Here is a 17,051-nt window from a genome sequence, read left to right as displayed (position 1 = left end):
AGTAGCTTTTCATTAACAAGATGATAAAAAGAAAATTACCTTACACCCAGCCGGGTTATCGTAATTCCGGCCCTGCGTCGGATATCATCTAATCCCCTTTTTAAAAAAAGGTTTTTCCCCATTCATCTAATCAATGGTTAACTGGTGATCTGCCGCCGGGTTTTTTATCATAGCCCTTTGACCTCTATCACATGAGTCCCCCGTGCACGAAATATTCGACATGTTGCTGGCGGTTTTTGACCGCGCGGCGTTGATGCTGATCTGCCTCTTCTTTCTGATCCGCATCCGCCTGTTTCGCGAGCTGCTGCATAAAACCGCCCACTCACCGAAAGAGCTGCTCGGCGTAACGGCGATCTTCTCTCTGTTTGCGCTGTTCAGCACCTGGTCCGGCGTGCCGGTGGAGGGATCGCTGGTCAACGTGCGCATTATTGCCGTGATGTCCGGCGGCATCCTCTTCGGGCCGTGGGTCGGCATTATTACCGGCATTATCGCCGGCACGCACCGCTACCTGATTGATATCGGCGGGGTGACCGCCGTGCCCTGTTTTATCACCAGTATTATCGCTGGCGTGATGTCGGGGCTGATTAACCGAAAGTTTCCCAAAGCCCAGCACTGGCGCGCCGGGATCATCGGCGGGATGATTTGCGAAAGCCTGACCATGCTGCTGGTGGTGATCTGGGCGCCCTCTACCGCGCTGGGGCTGGATATTGTGGCGAAAATCGGCGCGCCGATGATCTTCGGCACCGTCTGTATCGGCTTTATTGTGCTGCTGGTGCAGAGCGTTGAGGGGGAAAAAGAGGCAATTGCCGGGCGGCAGGCGCGGCTGGCGCTGGATATTGCCAATAAAACGCTGCCGCTATTTCGCAATGTGAACAGCGAGTCATTGCGCCAGGTGTGCGACATCATTCGCCGCGATATTGATGCCGATGCGGTGGCGATCACCAACGTTGATCACGTGCTGGCGTATGTCGGGGTGGGCGAAAATAACTACCTCGACAACGATGATATTATTAGCCCGACCACCCAGCAGGCGATTACCACCGGTGAAATTATCATTAAAAACAATGATGAAGCGCACCGCACGCCGGAGATCCACTCCATGCTGGTGATCCCGCTGCGCGAACAGGGCATCGTCACCGGAACGCTAAAAATCTACTACTGCCACGCGCATCAGATTACCTCGGCGTTGCAGGATATGGCGGTCGGCTTATCGCAGATTATCTCAACGCAGTTAGAAGTCTCCCGCGCCGAACAGCTGCGCGAGATGGCCAATAAAGCGGAGCTGCGCGCACTGCAAAGTAAAATTAACCCCCACTTTCTCTTTAACGCCCTGAATGCCATCTCCTCATCCATTCGCCTCAATCCCGATACCGCGCGCCAGCTGATTTACAATCTGTCGCGTTATCTGCGCTATAACATTGAATTAAAAGATGATGAGCAGATCGATATTAAAAAAGAGCTTTACCAAATCAAGGACTATATCGCCATTGAGCAGGCGCGCTTCGGCGATAAGCTGACGGTTATCTATGATATCGATGAAGAGGTGAGCTGCGTGATCCCGAGCCTGCTGATCCAGCCGCTGGTAGAGAATGCGATTGTCCACGGTATTCAGCCCTGCAAAGGCAAAGGCGTGGTCACCATTAGCGTGGAAGAGTGCGGCAACCGGGTGCGCATTGCGGTGCGCGATACCGGCAATGGCATTGCCCCTGAAATGATCGCCCGCGTCGAAGCAGACGAAATGCCGGGGAATAAAATTGGTCTGCTGAATGTTCATCAGCGGGTGAAACTACTGTATGGCGAAGGGCTGCATATTCGCCGCCTGACGCCGGGCACCGAAATCGCCTTTTATGTGCCCCGCCAGACGTCGCGCGCGACGCTGTTGCCCTGACCGGAGAGAAGATGAAAGTCATCATTGTAGAAGATGAATTCCTGGCGCAGCAGGAGCTAAGCTGGCTTATTCGTGAACATAGCCAGATGGAGATTGTCGGCACGTTCGATGATGGTCTCGACGTGCTGAAGTATTTACAGCACAACCGCGTGGACGCCATTTTTCTCGATATCAACATCCCGTCGCTGGATGGTGTGTTGCTGGCGCAGAATATCAGCCAGTTCGCTCATAAACCCTTTATTGTCTTTATCACCGCGTGGAAAGAGCATGCGGTCGAGGCGTTTGAACTGGAAGCGTTTGACTACATCCTGAAACCTTATCAGGAGTCACGCATCGTCAATATGTTGCAGAAGCTGGAGAGCGCCTGGCAGCAGCAGGCTGGTACCGCGAGCAGCCCGCAATCGCGGGAAAACGCCACCATTAACCTGGTAAAAGATGAGCGGATTATTGTCACCAGTATTCACGACATCTATTACGCAGAAGCGCACGAGAAGATGACGTTTGTCTATACCAAGCGGGAATCGTACGTGATGCCGATGAATATTACCGAGTTTTGCAGCAAGCTGCCAACGGCGCACTTCTTCCGCTGCCACCGCTCATACTGCGTTAATCTGGACAAGATCCGCGAGATCGAACCCTGGTTTAACAACACCTATATTCTGCGGCTGCGGGACCTCGATTTTCAGGTTCCCGTCAGCCGCAGCAAGGTAAAAGAATTCAGGCAACTGATGAATCTTTAGAGGACATAACCCAGCGTCTGGCGCAGATGTGCGCCGGAGCCCAGCAGGCCTGGGTTATCGTGAACAATCAGGTAGACCGGAATATCCTGCACATAGGCTTTGAAGCGCCCTTTATCTTCGAAGCCGCCGCGAAAACCGGAGGCGGTGAAGAAATCAAGGAAGCGCGGCACGATGCCACCCGCGATGTAAACGCCGCCAAACGTGCCGAGATTGAGCGCCAGGTTGCCGCCAAAACGGCCCATAATCACGCAAAACAGCGACAGCGCGCGGCGACAGTCGGTGCAGCTGTCCGACAATGCACGCTCGGTAATATCTTTTGGTTGCAGGTTTTCCGGCAGGCGACCGTCTGATTTCACAATCGCGCGGTAGAGGTTGATAAGCCCGGGGCCGGAGAGCACGCGCTCGGCGGAGACGTGGCCAATTTCAGCCCGCAGCTCTTCAAGGATAATCCCCTCCTCTTCGCTGTTCGGCGCGAAATCGACGTGGCCGCCTTCGCCCGGCAGGCTCACCCAGCGCTTATCCACATGCACCAGATGCGCGACGCCAAGACCGGTGCCAGCGCCGTAAACGGCAATCGGTTTGCCTTCAACCGGCGCGTTGCCGCCAAACTGAATCAGGTGTTCCGCTTTCAGCATCGGGATGGCCATTGAAACGGCGGTGAAATCGTTGATGATCTCCAGATGCGCGAAGCCGAGGTTTTGCCTCATTTCGTCAATGGAGAAGGCCCAGGTGTGGTTGGTCATCGCCACCCAGTCGCCGGTGATGGGGCAAGCGATGGCGATACAGCCATCTTCCACACTCACCTCGTGCTCTTCGAGGTAAACGCGAACGACCGCTTCCAGGCTCGGGTAATCAAGACCTGAATAGGTCTTGGCCCGGGAAATGTCGCCGGTCTCGACATCACACAACGCTAAGCGCGCGTTGGTGCCGCCCACGTCTCCCACTAAAGCATATTTTTTCATTCTTCTACGGCTCCGCTAAAGTCAGAATAAATCTTTGGCACACTGTAAATTCAAGGCGCTGTAACGACAACGACCATATCACGAGTGCCCCTTTATTATCGATCTACATCACAGATTAGCCCTAAGCTTTCAGACTGATTACTGCCTTATTGCCGCAGTGCGTTACAAGGAGATACCTGGAGTGCGTTTGTGCGCTGAAATAGTGCGCAACATGGCGCGCTTTTGTGCCTGGAATTTATCGCTTCCCCTTTTATCAGGAGTATTTGCATGGTTTACCTGGCGGACCCCGCACGTTATGAAAAAATGGCCTATAACCGTTGCGGCGAGAGCGGGCTCAAATTGCCTTTGGTGTCGCTCGGGCTGTGGCATAACTTTGGCGATGCCACACTGCTTGAGACCAGCCGACAGCTGCTGCGCCACGCCTTTGACCTCGGCATCACCCATTTCGATCTGGCGAATAACTACGGGCCACCGCCCGGCTCGGCCGAGAGCAACTTTGGGCGCATCATGCAGGAGGATTTCCGCCCCTATCGTGATGAGCTGATTATCTCCAGCAAAGCCGGTTACACCATGTGGGACGGCCCTTATGGCGACTGGGGATCGCGCAAATATCTGGTTGCCAGCCTCGATCAGAGCCTGCGGCGCATGGGCATTGAGTATGTCGATATTTTCTATCATCACCGCCCGGATCCCGATACACCGCTGAAAGAGACAATGCGCGCACTCGATCACCTGGTGCGCCAGGGCAAGGCGCTCTATGTCGGGCTGTCGAACTATCCGGCGGCACAGGCGCGGGAAGCGTTCGAGATCCTTAACGATCTCGGCACGCCGTGCCTGATCCATCAGCCGAAATACTCCCTGTTTGAACGCTGGGTAGAGAGCGAGCTGCTGGATCTGTTGCAGGAGAAAGGCGTTGGCAGTATCGCGTTTTCGCCGCTGGCCGGTGGGCAGTTGACTGACCGCTATCTGCAAGGGATCCCGGCGGATTCGCGCGCGGCGAGCGGCAGCCGCTTCCTCAACCCGGATCAACTCACCGAAGAGAAACTGGCGACGGTGCGGGCGCTGAATGCCGTGGCCGGGCGCCGTGGGCAGAAGCTGTCGCAGATGGCGCTGGCGTGGGTGCTGCGCGGCGGGAAAGTGACGTCGGTGCTGATTGGAGCCAGCAAAACCAGCCAGCTTGACGATGCAGTGGGGATGCTGGCGAACCGGGCGTTTAGCGCCCAGGAGTGCGAGGAGATTGACGCTATTCTCGCCGGCACGCAGTAAACGAGCATTTTAGCAAAACGTGCTATTAACGATGATTTAGGAGTTCCGCCACTAATACGGGGTTTGCGCGCCCCGTAATATTGCCGCCACAGGCCTCCCCGGCCCGATCGTGAAGGAGAAGAGTATGTTCAGGTCACTGATTCTGGCAGCAGTGTTACTGGCTTTTGCGCCGCTGGCCGCCAATGCTGGAGAAATCACCCTGTTGCCGTCGGTTAAATTGCAGATTGGCGATCGCGATAATTATGGTAACTACTGGGACGGCGGCCGCTGGCGCGACCGCAATTACTGGAACAATAATTATGAGTGGCGCGATCACCGCTGGCATAAACATGACCGCGGCTGGCATCGTGGCTGGGATAAACGTGGTTGGGACAAGCGTGACGCCTATGAGCGCGGCTATCGCGAAGGCTGGAACGATCGTGACGATCGCCGTGGACCGGGTCGCGGTCACGGGCATGGACACCACCATTAATTGTGTTTCGCAGGTAGTTTGATTACCCGGTGAAACGTACAGTGCCGGATGGCGGCTAACGCCTTATCCGGCCTACGCGATCCAGCCCCCGAAAAGTTTTGTGCGCCGATAAATTTTTGAATGCCCGATAAGCGTAGCGCCATCGGGCATTCAACACCGAACCTTCAAACCGCACAAGATTCGTAGGCCCGATAAGCGTAGCGCCATCGGGCCTTCAACACCGAACCTTCAAACCGCACCAGATTCGTAGGCCCGATAAGCGTAGCGCCATCGGGCATTCAAGCCGCAGAAACGATACGCCCATCACCACCGGGCGTTATTTACCCATCAACTCGGCAAGCGTTCCCACCAGCAGCCAGCCATTCAGGCACACCACCAGCGCGACAATCACCCAGCCAGTGCGTCTTACCAGCGCGGTATTCACCAGTTCGCCCATCAGTTTTGCATTACTGGTAAACACCAGCAGGGGCACCAGCGCCAGCGCGATCCCAAAGCTCAGCAGCACCTGGCTCATCACCAGGATTCGCGTCGGATCCAGCCCCAGCCAGATAACAATAAACGACGGCATCATGGTGATGGTACGACGTACCCACAGCGGAATATGGAACCGGACAAACCCCTGCATCACCACCTGTCCGGCCAGCGTACCGACAACGGTGGAAGAGAGACCCGCAGCTACCAGACTCAGGCCGAAAATAGTCGCCGCGGCATGGCTTAACAGCGGCTCCAGCGTTAAATAGGCCTGGTCGAGATCGGCCACGCCGGTGTGTCCATTAAAGTGAAACGCCGCCGCAGCTGTCGCCATCATCGCCAGGTTAACAAATCCGGCAATGGTCATTGCCAGCCCGACATCCCATTTGGTGGCGGAATAGCGCTCCCGGCGCGTACCGTCATGCAGGTTCTGTGTCAGGGAGGAGTGCAGATAGATGACGTGCGGCATAATGGTCGCGCCCAGTACCCCGGCGGCAAGGAACACCGCATCAGTGCCTGAAAGCGTAGGAATAACAATCCCTTTTGCCAGCGCAGCTAGCTTCGGCTGCGAGAAGATCAGCTCAACGATATAGGCCGCCGCGACAAACAGCAGCAGGCCGCCAATCACCTTTTCCAGCGGTTTCTGCCCGCGCTTTTGCAGCATCAGGATCAGGAAGGTGGCGATCCCGGTCAGCACCGCGCCCTGCATCAGCGACACGCCGAGGATCAGCTTGAAGCCAATCGCCGCGCCGATAAACTCCGCGAGGTCCGTCGCCATGGCGATAATTTCCGCCTGCACCCAGTAAAACCACACCAGCGGGCGCGGATAGTGATCGCGGATCTGCTCCGCGAGATTTTTGCCGGTCGCAATACCGAGCTTGGCAGAAAGCAGCTGAATGAGCATCGCCATCAGGTTCGCCCACACCACCACCCATAAAAGCTGGTAGCCGAAGGTCGCGCCCGCCTGAATATTGGTGGCAAAGTTACCCGGATCGATGTAACCAATAGCAGCGATAAATGCAGGCCCCATCAGCGCAAACCGGAGTTTGCGTGCTGCCCGTCCGTTACTGCTCTCCACGCGACTACTGCTCATTTATTGCCCCTAAATATAGCCTTTGCTATGTTTGATGCTACCAAAATGAGAATGATTATCAAGATCATTAAGATGGGTTTACTTGATTTCTCTGATAGCCTGAAACAATAGAAGGGTTGAATGCCAAGGATGGTGACGGCGGCAACAACATTTACCGCAGCGTTATGTTATGAGTCTAGCAGCGTGACGCAACTTTTCACGGCCTTTATTAACATACCTGAATTGTATGTTTGATCACTAATTTTGAGTCTGGTCACAGGACATTAATATAGTGTGCCTTTGATCTCGTTTTCTTTTGTCTTGTTACATAGAATGTGCACGAAATTCCTACCCGTCTCATATTTGGAGCAAATATGTCCCGCGTTCTGCACTTTGTCCTGGCGCTTGCTGTTGTGGCGCTGCTTGCCTTGCTCGTGAGCAGCGATCGCAAAAAGATCCGCATCCGCTTTGTTATTCAACTGCTGGTGATTGAAGTTGTGCTGGCCTGGTTCTTCCTCAACTCTGATGTCGGCCTTGGCTTCGTAAAAGGCTTCTCCGAGATGTTTGAAAAACTGCTCGGCTTTGCCAACGAAGGCACCAACTTCGTCTTCGGCAAAATGAATGATGAAGGCCTGGCCTTCTTCTTCCTGAAAGTGCTCTGCCCGATTGTCTTTATCTCTGCGCTGATTGGTATTTTGCAGCACATTCGCGTGCTGCCGATTGTGATCCGTGCCATCGGTACGGTGCTGTCGAAAGTGAATGGCATGGGTAAACTGGAATCATTTAACGCGGTCAGCTCCCTGATTCTGGGTCAATCCGAGAACTTTATTGCTTATAAAGATATCCTCGGCAAAATGTCACGCAACCGCATGTACACCATGGCTGCGACCGCAATGTCGACAGTTTCAATGTCGATTGTGGGTGCCTACATGACCATGCTGCAGCCAAAATATGTCGTCGCAGCGCTGGTGCTGAACATGTTCAGTACCTTTATCGTGCTCTCGCTGCTCAACCCGTACCGCGTGGATGAGAGCGAAGAGAACCTGCAGATGGCGAAACTGCACGAAGGTCAGAGCTTCTTTGAGATGCTGGGTGAATACATTCTGGCAGGTTTCAAAGTGGCGATTATCGTTGCGGCGATGCTGATTGGCTTTATCGCGCTGATTTCCGGCCTGAACGCCCTTTTCGCTGCCGTGCTGGGCATCTCCTTCCAGGGCATTCTGGGGTACATCTTCTACCCGGTTGCCTGGGTGCTGGGCGTACCGGCTCATGAAGCGTTGCAGGTGGCGAGTATCATGGCGACTAAACTGGTCTCCAACGAATTCGTGGCGATGATGGATCTGCAGAAAATTGCCTCCACCCTCTCTCCGCGTTCGGAAGGTATCCTCTCGGTCTTCCTGGTCTCCTTTGCTAACTTCTCCTCTATCGGCATTATCGCAGGCGCGATCAAGGGCCTGAACGAAGAGCAGGGCAACGTGGTTTCCCGCTTTGGTCTGAAGCTGGTTTACGGTTCGACGCTGGTGAGCGTGCTCTCTGCGGCGATCGCGGCGCTGGTTATCTGATTCGAACATGCTTTAACAAAAACCGGGGCCTGCCCCGGTTTTTTTATGCCAGCGGCTGCGGCTTGCCGAGCAGATAGCCCTGCAGATAGTCGACGCCCGCATTCAGCAGCAGCTCGCGCTGCGCCTCGCTCTCCACATACTCGGCCACCACCGTCAGGCCTTTGGCCTTCGCCAGATCGCATATCGCTTTCACGATCATCGCATCCTGCGGGTCAGTGAGAATATCGCGCACAAAACAGCCGTCGATCTTGATGATATCCGCCTTGATGCGCTTTAAACGCTCGAAATTGGCGTAGCCGGTGCCGAAGTCATCAATGGCGATCTTAAACCCCGCCTCGCGTAAGCGCGTGATATTACGGATGCTCACTTCCGAGTGGGAGAAGGCCTGCTCCTCGGTAATTTCGATAATCACCGCCTGCGCGGCGATGCCGTAGCGCGCAAACAGTGCAAGAAACTGGGTAGCGAAGGATTGTTGCATCAGGGTCAGCGGCATCAGATTGAGGGAGAAACGTGGCTTTGTAGCAGGCTGCGGATGCGCCTGCATCCATTTCAGCAGCGTTTCGACGACCTGCATATCGAAGCGCGAACCGAGATCAAACTGGGCAATCACCGGAATAAACTGGTCGGGCATGATGATATGGCCATCGCTGACCAGCCTTGAGAGGATCTCGTGATAGCCCTCGCCACTGGCATCGACGATGGGCTGGGCATAGAGCGTAATCCCGCCCTCCTCCAGCGCCCGTTTCACCCTCTCCAGTTGCAGCACGCGCTCAGTGGTCTGGGTATTCACTTCCGCCAGGCTGTTAGTAAGCGCCAGCACACGATTTTCGCTGTCCGTCTGCTCTGACAGCCAGCTCAGCTGGCCGAGCGTCTGCTGCAACGCCTCCCGGTTGCCCTGCAGTTCGCCCCACGAGGCACCGAACTCAATCTCCAGCGGGTTCTTATTCCAGCAGATGCGCTGGCTGTTAAGGCGATCCAGCATCGAGTGCAGGCGCGCCAGGGTTTCTGGCCCACTGAGTAGCAGGAGTAATTCATTACCGGGCAGCTGAAAGAAATGCTCTCCTTCACGCAGCCAGGGTTGCAGCGTGCGGGTGACGCTGCGCTTCACATGTACGCGCATCATCATGCCAAAGTGGCGGCTGAGGAAATCGAGATTTTTCATATGCAGGCAGCAGACGATACTGCCCGGCTGGCGCTCCACTTCTCTTTCCAGCGCGCGCAGATTGGGCAACCCGGTGAGGGGATCGCTCATCGCTTGCGCCTGCCAGCGCCGCTTTAGCCACAGGCTGCGGTTGAAAACGCGGATGTTATAGAGCAGGCAGACGGTGAAACAGATCAGCACTGACATGACAAATGCCAGCGAGTAATCCGCACGTACGCCATGAAAGAAGTTGTTGTTATAGGCCAGTAACAGGAAAGCCGAAATGGACCAGCTCAGCGTCAGAAACGTGCCCGGCAGGCGGCTACAGCCAAAGTTGAAGATAATAAAGATCACCGGTACCAGATAACCGGCAATCAGATCTGATTTATATGGCGCGCATAGAAGCGCCACAACGGTGATTAATGCCGCCAGCCAGCCCAGGCTAAATAAACGTTTTCTTTTGCTAAAACAGGGAATAACGCTACGACGCCACCACACTTTTGCGAAGCGCGGATTGAGGATCATGCGCATCGGATAATAAACAATCATGGTAAAAATCAACGCCGAACACATCAAACTCTGAATATCGATTATTGAGAATATTAACGAACCGCTGCCGAAATAATTGGAGAGATAGACCGGATAATTAAGCCACTCCCCGGCAAGATACATCGATACTTTTATCCCGACGGGCGCAATAAACCCCAGCCATAAAATGCGTACCCCCATATTTTTATTGGGAATACCGTAACGCCAGCGCGAACCAAGCTGCCAGCGGACAATGCCGCACACGATAAAGAGAATAAACAGCTGGCAGAAGAGCAGCACTGCCGCTTCGTCGAAAGGCAGATGAAAAGCAATCTCATTAATGATGGCGGAGCCGATAATGAGCGGCGCAATGGCGTGTCGACCAAATAACAGCAGCAGCGCCAGCGTAACGCTTAAGGGTAACCAGGCGAGATAAATATTGCCGTCATCAACAACCGTTTTCGGCGAAATATAACGGGCTACGGGAATGGCCACCAGGCACATCATTAACGCCAGCAGAAACGGCTTCACGTAACCGGATTTCATAAAATAATGTCGGCTCTGGTGGTTAAAAAATAATTACCATGAATAATAGGTTTATTGAAAGAGTGAAGCAAGCAAGGGAAATGGGCGAGAAAATGGCAGAGATGCATCTTTATCAGACAACAGCGTAGAGAAAACCCGAAACAAAAAACCCCCGCGTAAACGCGAGGGTTCAAATTTTGGTGGAGCTAAGCGGGATCGAACCGCTGACCTCTTGCATGCCATGCAAGCGCTCTCCCAGCTGAGCTATAGCCCCACAATGTTACTTTACGCACCAGTTCCGTTGGGTTCGGAATTTGGTGGAGCTAAGCGGGATCGAACCGCTGACCTCTTGCATGCCATGCAAGCGCTCTCCCAGCTGAGCTATAGCCCCATCGCGTAAAGCGTGTCGTGTTGACGGGCGGCATGATATGAATTCCCTTGTCAGGTGTCAACGGCAAAATCACCGCCCCTTTATCAACCGCTGAAAAAGCATGCAATTGAATCCCCTTGCGAAGCGCCTCGCAGCCAGCAGTTAAACCTGTCACATTTTCTTCTAAAATGGTGCTATAACATAAACCACTAATTACCCTTACTACTCACCGGGAAATTATATGCTCAAGGAACGAATGACGCCGGAAGAGCTGGCTACGCTTACCGGGTACAGCCGGCAAACCATCAATAAATGGGTGCGTAAAGAGGGGTGGATCACCTCGCCAAAACCTGGCGTTCAGGGAGGAAAAGCCCGCCTGGTTCACGTTAATGAACAGGTTCGCGCCTTTATCCGCAGCGCGCAGCGCAATGAACTCTCCCCTTCTACCGACAACGCCAGCAGCGACGCTTCGCTGGAAGCACTTCTGCTCAGGCTGGCAAAAGAGATGACCGACGCCGAGCGCACTCTGCTCTCTTCAATGCTTTTACGCGACGGCATCACCGGCCTGTTGCAACGTTTAGGGATCCGCGACCAGAAATAAGATGAACACATTACCAAGCAAAATGACCACCGCTGAGTTAGCCAACCGCCTCGGCGTCACACGACAGACCATCAACCGCTGGATCAAACGTCACAAGTGGAAAACCGAGAGTCTCCCCGGCGTAAAAGGGGGCCGCGCCCGTTACGTATTGATCACGGATAAGGTGCTGAGCCTGGTGATGGAACTGCCTGCCATGCGCCACAGCGGTTTTAACAGCTCGCTCGCCGAACCGCCGACGCCCTATCTCACCGCGCCAGGCACCATGCAAAATATCATCAACGCCTTGCAGATGCTTACCGCTGACGAACTGCACCAGCTTGAAGTGCTGCTGGCACGGGAAGGGCTGAGCACCTTTTGCAGCCGCTTAGGTATTAAGCAGACGGTACAAGAGTGAAAAAACCGGCCAGATGCCGGTTTGTACTGTTAATGGGTGTGCTGATGGTTTTCACGCCGGTAGGCTCCCGGCGGCTGGTTAAAGGTGCGGGTGAAGATCCGCGTGAAAGTTTGTTGCGAATCGAAGCCATATTTCAGGCAGATGTCGTAAACCTTCTGATCGGTGTTGCGTAAATCCTGCGCGGCGCGCGCGAGTTTGCGCTCGCGGATATAGCGCCCGAGGCTCTCCCCTTTGTACTGCAAAAAGAGCCGTTGCAGATGCCACTTGGAGTAGCCTGCGTGCGCGGCAATCTCATCAATACGCAAGGGTTGATGAAGATTGTCGTCGATCCACTCGACGATAGTGTCGATAACCTGAGCGGAAATAGTCATGCTGCGATCCCCCCTGCACTTCGATTAATTAAACGGTTTATTCCCACCAGGCGCTGAATGTTTGCGCCGTATCGGCCGCAAACACCACTTCGCCCAGCTTCGGTGTCAGTAAGCGAAACTCTTTATCGCGGCTGGCAGCCGCTAAACGTTTGTACGGATCGTCCCAGCTGTGTTTTGCCAACACAAAACGCCCGGCATGGCCCGGCAGCACTGCGCGTGCCTGCAGATCCTGCGCCGCCTGCGCGCTCTGCTCCGGCATCATATGAATATATTTCCACGCCTCGTCGTACTGCCCATTTTCCATAATGGCAATATCGATGGGGCCGAACCTGTCGCCGATGGCCTTAAAGTGCGGGCCATAACCGCTGTCGCCGCTGTAGAAGACTTTGCGTTCAGGCGTGACAAACAGAAAGCTGGCCCACAGCGTCTGGTTGCGCTTCAGCCCACGGCCGGAGAAGTGGCGCGCGGGCAGAATATTGACGCTAAGCGTATCGCTGACCTGCACGCTCTGTTGCCAGTCCGCCTCCTCAATCTTCGCTGCCTCCATCCCCCAGTAACGCAGATGGGAGCCAACGCCAAGCGGCGTAACCACGCGTTTGATTTTCGGCATCAGCGCCTTGATGGTGGCGTGATCGAGGTGGTCATAGTGGTCGTGGGAGATAATCAGCAGATCGATCTCCGGCATACTCTCTGCGGTCCAGACGCCGTTACCGGCAAACGCTTTATTGAGAAAGGAGAACGGCGCAGCGTAGTCGCTCAGCACCGGGTCGATCAGGATACGTTTGCCCGCCAGCTGCATATACCACGAGGAGTGCCCCATCCAGACCAGCGTATCCTCCTGTAGAGGCAGCGCCGCAAGATCGGTTGCCACCATCGGCAGCGGCTGCTGCGGGCGCGCGTTTTCACGTTTACCGAAGAGAAAATCCCACCACAACGCCAGCTTATTTTGCTCACCGGTAAAGCCCGGCGTCGGCAATGTATTGTGAAATGCACCATCGCGATAATGGGGCGATTTTTCCACGGCGCTGAGCGCCTCACCCTGCGGTGGCTGGCCAAAACCGGCATTCAGAACAAAAGGTAAGCTTGCAGCAGACGCAACGAGCATAACGACAACCACGCTGATAGTGAGACGTTTCATATCCTGACCCGGCTAAATCGATCCCATCCGTTGAGACGATACTCATTGAACTTGATTATGAGTGAGTAAGCACTCATTATAGAAACGAACATTAAATCGTCAAGACGATTTTTCGTTGTTTGATATTCGACGTTGCAGCCTCTCAAAGGGCATGTTTCAATCGTGGTTTTTGTAAAAAGCGGAGAAAAGCGGCGTGGCTCGTCCGAAGAGTGAAGATAAGAAACTGGCATTACTGAAAGCAGCAACCAAAGCGATTGCCCAGTCGGGGATTGCCGCCTCAACCGCGCTTATCGCCCGTAATGCAGGCGTCGCGGAAGGGACACTGTTTCGCTACTTCGCCACCAAAGACGATCTGTTGAACGCGCTCTATCTGCATCTGAAAACCGATCTTTGCGGCACCATGCTGGCGAATCTCGACCGCTCTAGCAGCGATTCGAAGGTGCACACCCACTCCATCTGGGACAGCTATATCGACTGGGGTATTCGCCACCCCAACGGCCACCATGCGGTGCGCCAGATCGCCATCAGCGAAAAGCTGACCGCCGAAACCAAGCAGCAGGTAGCCGATATCTTCCCGGAGCTGCATGAGCTGTGCCACCGCTCGGTGCGCCCGGTTTTCCTCTCCGATGAGTACGCCGCCTTTGGCGATGCCATTTTCCTGGCGATGGCGGAAACCACCATCAACTTTGCGGGACGCGATCCCTCGCGGACCAAAGAGCTTAAGCGCCTCGGCTTTGAGGCGATGTGGCGCGCGCTGGCGAAGGAGGAAAACGATGGAGAGTAAAACCTTGCAGGAGAGCGCTCATCGCTACGCGCTGTCGCTCCCCTTTACCGAGCACTGCTGGCCGTTTGGCCCGGAACATGACGTCTTCAAGGTGTGCGGCAAGATCTTTATGATGACCACCACCGCCCACGGCAGGCCGATGGTAACGATGAAATCAGAGCCGCAGGTTGCCCTGCTCAATCAGCAGATCTACCCCAGCATTGAGCCGGGTTATCACATGAATAAGAAGCACTGGATTTCCGTCTACGCAGGCGACGAGATTGACCTCTCGCTGCTCGAATCCCTGATCCAGCACGCCTGGGATCGCGTGGTCGACACCCTGCCGCGAAAAGATCAGAAGCGCCTGCGCCCTTAAGCGTTCTGCGCCAGCCACTGCAGCGCCTGCTCGCCCTGCTCATCCACCGGCATATAGACCAGTAACCGCGATCCGTTACGCGGCGCGGAGTACCAGTACATCTGCTGCAGGGTAATCGTGCCAAGCTGCGGGTGCGCAAAGACCTTGACCTTATTCTCCACGCCGCTCACTTCATAGTGCTTGCGCCACAGCGTTTCAAACTCCGCCGACGCCGCGCAAAAGCGCGCCAGCTTCGCTTCCCATATCGCATCCCCGCGGTGCGCGGCCATGGCCGCCCGGAAATAGGCAACGAAAGTCGAAAGCACCTGATCATCCAGCCCAAGGCGGCTGCGCCACTGCGGATGGGTTAAGTAGAGATAGATGCAGTTGCGGTCATCTTCCGGGATCTCGTCAAACTTGATGCCCATCAGGCGCTCAAACCCGGCATTCCACGCGACAATATCGAAATTGGGTTTCTGGATACTGGCAGGATTCGGCAGCAGGCTGTCCAGCAGGCGGCGCGTGCTGTCGCTGATGCCTTCGCACTGCGGGGAGTTGAGCGCTTCGGTCGGCGCTAGCCCAGCCAGCAGAAAGAGATGCCGCGTCTCGGTTGGCGTGCACTGCAATGCGGAGGCTATCGCCTGCAAAACATTAGCCGAGGGGTTCACCTCGCGGCCCTGCTCCAGCCAGGTGTACCAGGTGACGCCGACATCGGCTAGCAGCGCCACCTCTTCACGTCTGAGGCCCGGCGTGCGCCGCCGACTACTGCGCGGCAGGCCGAGCCGCTGCGGATCGAGGCTTTCGCGCCGCGCGCGCAGAAACGCGCCCAGCTGTTTGCGGCTCTCTTCAAGCAGCGCCAGCTGCGGCTGTTTATCCACCATCAACGTCATAAACCCTCCAGCATGGTAGTGCCAGTACCCGTATAGGCAAGAACTGGTACCCGTTTTCTCATTCGGCGATGCTACGTCCATCTGATGAATGACGCAATGGAGTTACCATGAATACGTCTGCTGTTTCTCCGGGCCGGGCGGGCCTGTTTTTACTGTTAACCGGGCAGATGCTGCCGCTGATTGACACCTCAATCACCAATGTGGCACTCGATTCCATCACCCTGTCGTTACACACTTCAGCCACCCAACTGGCGCTGATTGTCGCGCTCTATGGCGTAGCATTTGCCGTCTGTCTGGCGATGGGCAGCAAACTGGGGGATAACCTCGGCCGCCGCCGCATCTTTTTATGGGGCGTTGCGCTGTTCGGCATCGCCTCGCTGCTGTGCGGGCTGGCGAACTCGGTCTCTGCCCTGCTGGCGGCGCGCACGCTACAGGGAATGGGCGCGGCGCTGATTGTGCCGCAGATCCTCGCCACTTTGCATGTCACGCTGAAAGGCACTGCGCATGCCCGCGCCATCAGTCTCTACGGCGGGGTGGGCGGCGTGGCGTTTATCATCGGGCAGATGGGCGGCGGCTGGCTGGTGTCGGCGGATATCGCCGGGCTTGGCTGGCGCAACGCCTTCTTTATCAATGTGCCCATTTGCCTGCTTGTGCTACTGCTGAGCCGCCGCTACGTGCCGGAAACCCGCAGTGAACAACGCACGCGCATTGACTGGCAAGGCACGACTGCACTGGCGCTGATCCTCTGCTGTCTGCTTTTCCCGCTGGCATTAGGCCCGGAGATGCACTGGCCGTGGCAGAGCAAAGCGGCGCTGCTGGCCCTCTTCCCGCTGGCGCTGTGGATGCGCAGCAGCGCGGTGCGGCAGGAGAAGCGCGGCATCACGCCGCTGGTGCCGCCACGCCTGCTTAAGCTGCCGAGTATCCGCTTTGGTTTGCTGATTGCGCTGCTCTTTTTCAGCGCCTGGGCCGGGTTTATGTTCTGCATGGCGCTCACCTTGCAGGCCGGAATGGGTATGACCCCCTACCAGTCCGGAAATAGTTTTATCGCCCTCGGCGTCGCCTATTTTATCGCAGCCTGGTATGCGCCGAAGCTGATTAGCCGCTACAGCATGCGCACCATTTTGTTGACCGGGCTTACCATTCAGATTGCCGGTTTGCTGACGCTGATAGTGACTCTGCACCTCTCAGGCCGCGTGGTCGGCGTGCTGGCACTCGCCCCGGCCACCCTGCTGATTGGCTACGGCCAGGCGCTGATCGTCAACAGCTTCTACCGCATCGGCATGCGTGACATCACCGCCCAGGACGCAGGCGCAGGCAGCGCGCTGCTCAGCACCCTGCAACAGTCGGCGCTCGGTCTGGGGCCTGCGCTGCTCGGCGGCATCTTTCTTCACCTTGTCGGCCAGTCGCACGGCGACTACAGCGCGGCGCTAAGCGGTTTTCTGGCAACAGAGGTGGTGATGATGCTGGCGCTTGTCGCAGCGGCACTCGTTGCCCGTCGGCAGTTAGCGCCCCGCTGTACGACCCCTGCCTGAGGCACATAAA

Annotated in this window: 16 protein-coding genes and 2 tRNA genes; 10 read left to right on the top strand and 8 right to left on the bottom strand. The window is 55.8% G+C overall.

Features of this window, described 5'->3' with window-relative positions; all coding sequences use genetic code 11:
- Positions 1-202 precede the first annotated feature (202 nt).
- Positions 203-1,888: a sensor histidine kinase gene (locus ABIC80_RS00950; RefSeq protein WP_094421427.1), complete on the top strand. Its 1,686-nt coding sequence runs from the start codon at positions 203-205 to the stop codon at positions 1,886-1,888.
- Positions 1,889-1,899: 11 nt separating this feature from the next.
- The gene (locus ABIC80_RS00945) at positions 1,900-2,628 is read left to right on the top strand and encodes a LytR/AlgR family response regulator transcription factor (RefSeq protein WP_023479711.1); all 729 of its coding nucleotides are present in this window, start codon (positions 1,900-1,902) and stop codon (positions 2,626-2,628) included.
- Here ABIC80_RS00945 and glk read toward each other — a convergent pair.
- Positions 2,625-3,590: a glucokinase gene (gene glk, locus ABIC80_RS00940; protein WP_023479899.1), complete on the bottom strand. Its 966-nt coding sequence runs from the start codon at positions 3,588-3,590 to the stop codon at positions 2,625-2,627. The two genes, ABIC80_RS00945 and glk, sit on opposite strands and share 4 nt — an antisense overlap.
- Positions 3,591-3,857: 267 nt before the next feature.
- On the opposite strand from glk, the gene mgrA reads away from it, so the two are divergent.
- Positions 3,858-4,856, top strand: a complete 999-nt coding sequence (gene mgrA, locus ABIC80_RS00935) for an L-glyceraldehyde 3-phosphate reductase (protein ID WP_429175012.1) — start codon at positions 3,858-3,860, stop codon at positions 4,854-4,856.
- Between the two features lie 124 nt (positions 4,857-4,980).
- On the top strand, positions 4,981-5,328 hold the full coding sequence (locus tag ABIC80_RS00930) for a DUF2502 domain-containing protein (RefSeq protein ID WP_023479767.1): 348 nt from the start codon (positions 4,981-4,983) through the stop codon (positions 5,326-5,328).
- Between the two features lie 316 nt (positions 5,329-5,644).
- On the opposite strand, the gene ABIC80_RS00925 is transcribed toward ABIC80_RS00930, so the two are convergent.
- Positions 5,645-6,892, bottom strand: coding sequence for an Nramp family divalent metal transporter (locus ABIC80_RS00925; protein WP_263754211.1), 1,248 nt, complete (start codon positions 6,890-6,892; stop codon positions 5,645-5,647).
- Between the two features lie 353 nt (positions 6,893-7,245).
- Here ABIC80_RS00925 and ABIC80_RS00920 point away from each other — a divergent pair, with 353 nt between their 5' ends.
- Complete coding sequence (locus ABIC80_RS00920; RefSeq protein ID WP_023479798.1) at positions 7,246-8,433, top strand: NupC/NupG family nucleoside CNT transporter; 1,188 nt, start codon at positions 7,246-7,248, stop codon at positions 8,431-8,433.
- A 43-nt stretch (positions 8,434-8,476) separates the two neighbouring features.
- Here ABIC80_RS00920 and ABIC80_RS00915 read toward each other — a convergent pair whose 3' ends face one another.
- From ABIC80_RS00915 to ABIC80_RS00905, 3 genes are all read right to left on the bottom strand, one after another.
- Complete coding sequence (locus ABIC80_RS00915; protein WP_429175010.1) at positions 8,477-10,648, bottom strand: EAL domain-containing protein; 2,172 nt, start codon at positions 10,646-10,648, stop codon at positions 8,477-8,479.
- Positions 10,649-10,825: 177 nt separating this feature from the next.
- Positions 10,826-10,901 (bottom strand) — tRNA-Ala (locus ABIC80_RS00910).
- A gap of 41 nt (positions 10,902-10,942) precedes the next feature.
- Positions 10,943-11,018, bottom strand: a tRNA-Ala gene (locus ABIC80_RS00905).
- A 220-nt stretch (positions 11,019-11,238) separates the two neighbouring features.
- Between ABIC80_RS00905 and ABIC80_RS00900 the strand changes: the two genes are divergently transcribed.
- Positions 11,239-11,598: a YfeC-like transcriptional regulator gene (locus tag ABIC80_RS00900; protein ID WP_094421437.1), complete on the top strand. Its 360-nt coding sequence runs from the start codon at positions 11,239-11,241 to the stop codon at positions 11,596-11,598.
- Between the two features lies 1 nt (position 11,599).
- Complete coding sequence (locus tag ABIC80_RS00895) at positions 11,600-11,992, top strand: YfeC-like transcriptional regulator (protein WP_094421439.1); 393 nt, start codon at positions 11,600-11,602, stop codon at positions 11,990-11,992.
- A gap of 29 nt (positions 11,993-12,021) precedes the next feature.
- On the opposite strand, the gene ABIC80_RS00890 is transcribed toward ABIC80_RS00895, so the two are convergent.
- Together ABIC80_RS00890 and ABIC80_RS00885 are read right to left on the bottom strand one after the other, a co-directional pair.
- The gene (locus ABIC80_RS00890) at positions 12,022-12,363 is read right to left on the bottom strand and encodes a RamA family antibiotic efflux transcriptional regulator (RefSeq protein WP_023479912.1); all 342 of its coding nucleotides are present in this window, start codon (positions 12,361-12,363) and stop codon (positions 12,022-12,024) included.
- 37 nt (positions 12,364-12,400) lie between these two features.
- A complete protein-coding gene (locus ABIC80_RS00885) occupies positions 12,401-13,501 on the bottom strand; it encodes an MBL fold metallo-hydrolase (protein ID WP_429175007.1) in 1,101 nt (366 codons plus the stop codon).
- Between the two features lie 193 nt (positions 13,502-13,694).
- Between ABIC80_RS00885 and ABIC80_RS00880 the strand changes: the two genes are divergently transcribed.
- Together ABIC80_RS00880 and ABIC80_RS00875 are read left to right on the top strand one after the other, a co-directional pair.
- Complete coding sequence (locus ABIC80_RS00880; RefSeq protein ID WP_042718742.1) at positions 13,695-14,285, top strand: TetR/AcrR family transcriptional regulator; 591 nt, start codon at positions 13,695-13,697, stop codon at positions 14,283-14,285.
- On the top strand, positions 14,275-14,640 hold the full coding sequence (locus ABIC80_RS00875; protein ID WP_042718740.1) for an MmcQ/YjbR family DNA-binding protein: 366 nt from the start codon (positions 14,275-14,277) through the stop codon (positions 14,638-14,640). The genes ABIC80_RS00880 and ABIC80_RS00875 overlap by 11 nt, the downstream gene beginning before the upstream one ends.
- On the opposite strand, the gene ABIC80_RS00870 is transcribed toward ABIC80_RS00875, so the two are convergent.
- Positions 14,637-15,509 carry a helix-turn-helix transcriptional regulator gene (locus ABIC80_RS00870; protein ID WP_225975657.1) on the bottom strand — a complete coding sequence of 291 codons (873 nt, stop codon included), beginning with the start codon at positions 15,507-15,509 and terminating at the stop codon, positions 14,637-14,639. The two genes, ABIC80_RS00875 and ABIC80_RS00870, sit on opposite strands and share 4 nt — an antisense overlap.
- Positions 15,510-15,616: 107 nt before the next feature.
- On the opposite strand from ABIC80_RS00870, the gene ABIC80_RS00865 reads away from it, so the two are divergent.
- Positions 15,617-17,041: an MFS transporter gene (locus ABIC80_RS00865; protein ID WP_429175004.1), complete on the top strand. Its 1,425-nt coding sequence runs from the start codon at positions 15,617-15,619 to the stop codon at positions 17,039-17,041.
- Positions 17,042-17,051: the final 10 nt, after the last annotated feature.

It is taken from the genome of Kosakonia sp. 1610 (assembly GCF_050435845.1).
Classification (GTDB): Bacteria; Pseudomonadota; Gammaproteobacteria; order Enterobacterales; family Enterobacteriaceae; genus Kosakonia; species Kosakonia cowanii.
The sequence above is the reverse complement of the archived record's forward strand: the minus strand, read 5'-3'. Positions and strand labels throughout refer to the sequence as shown.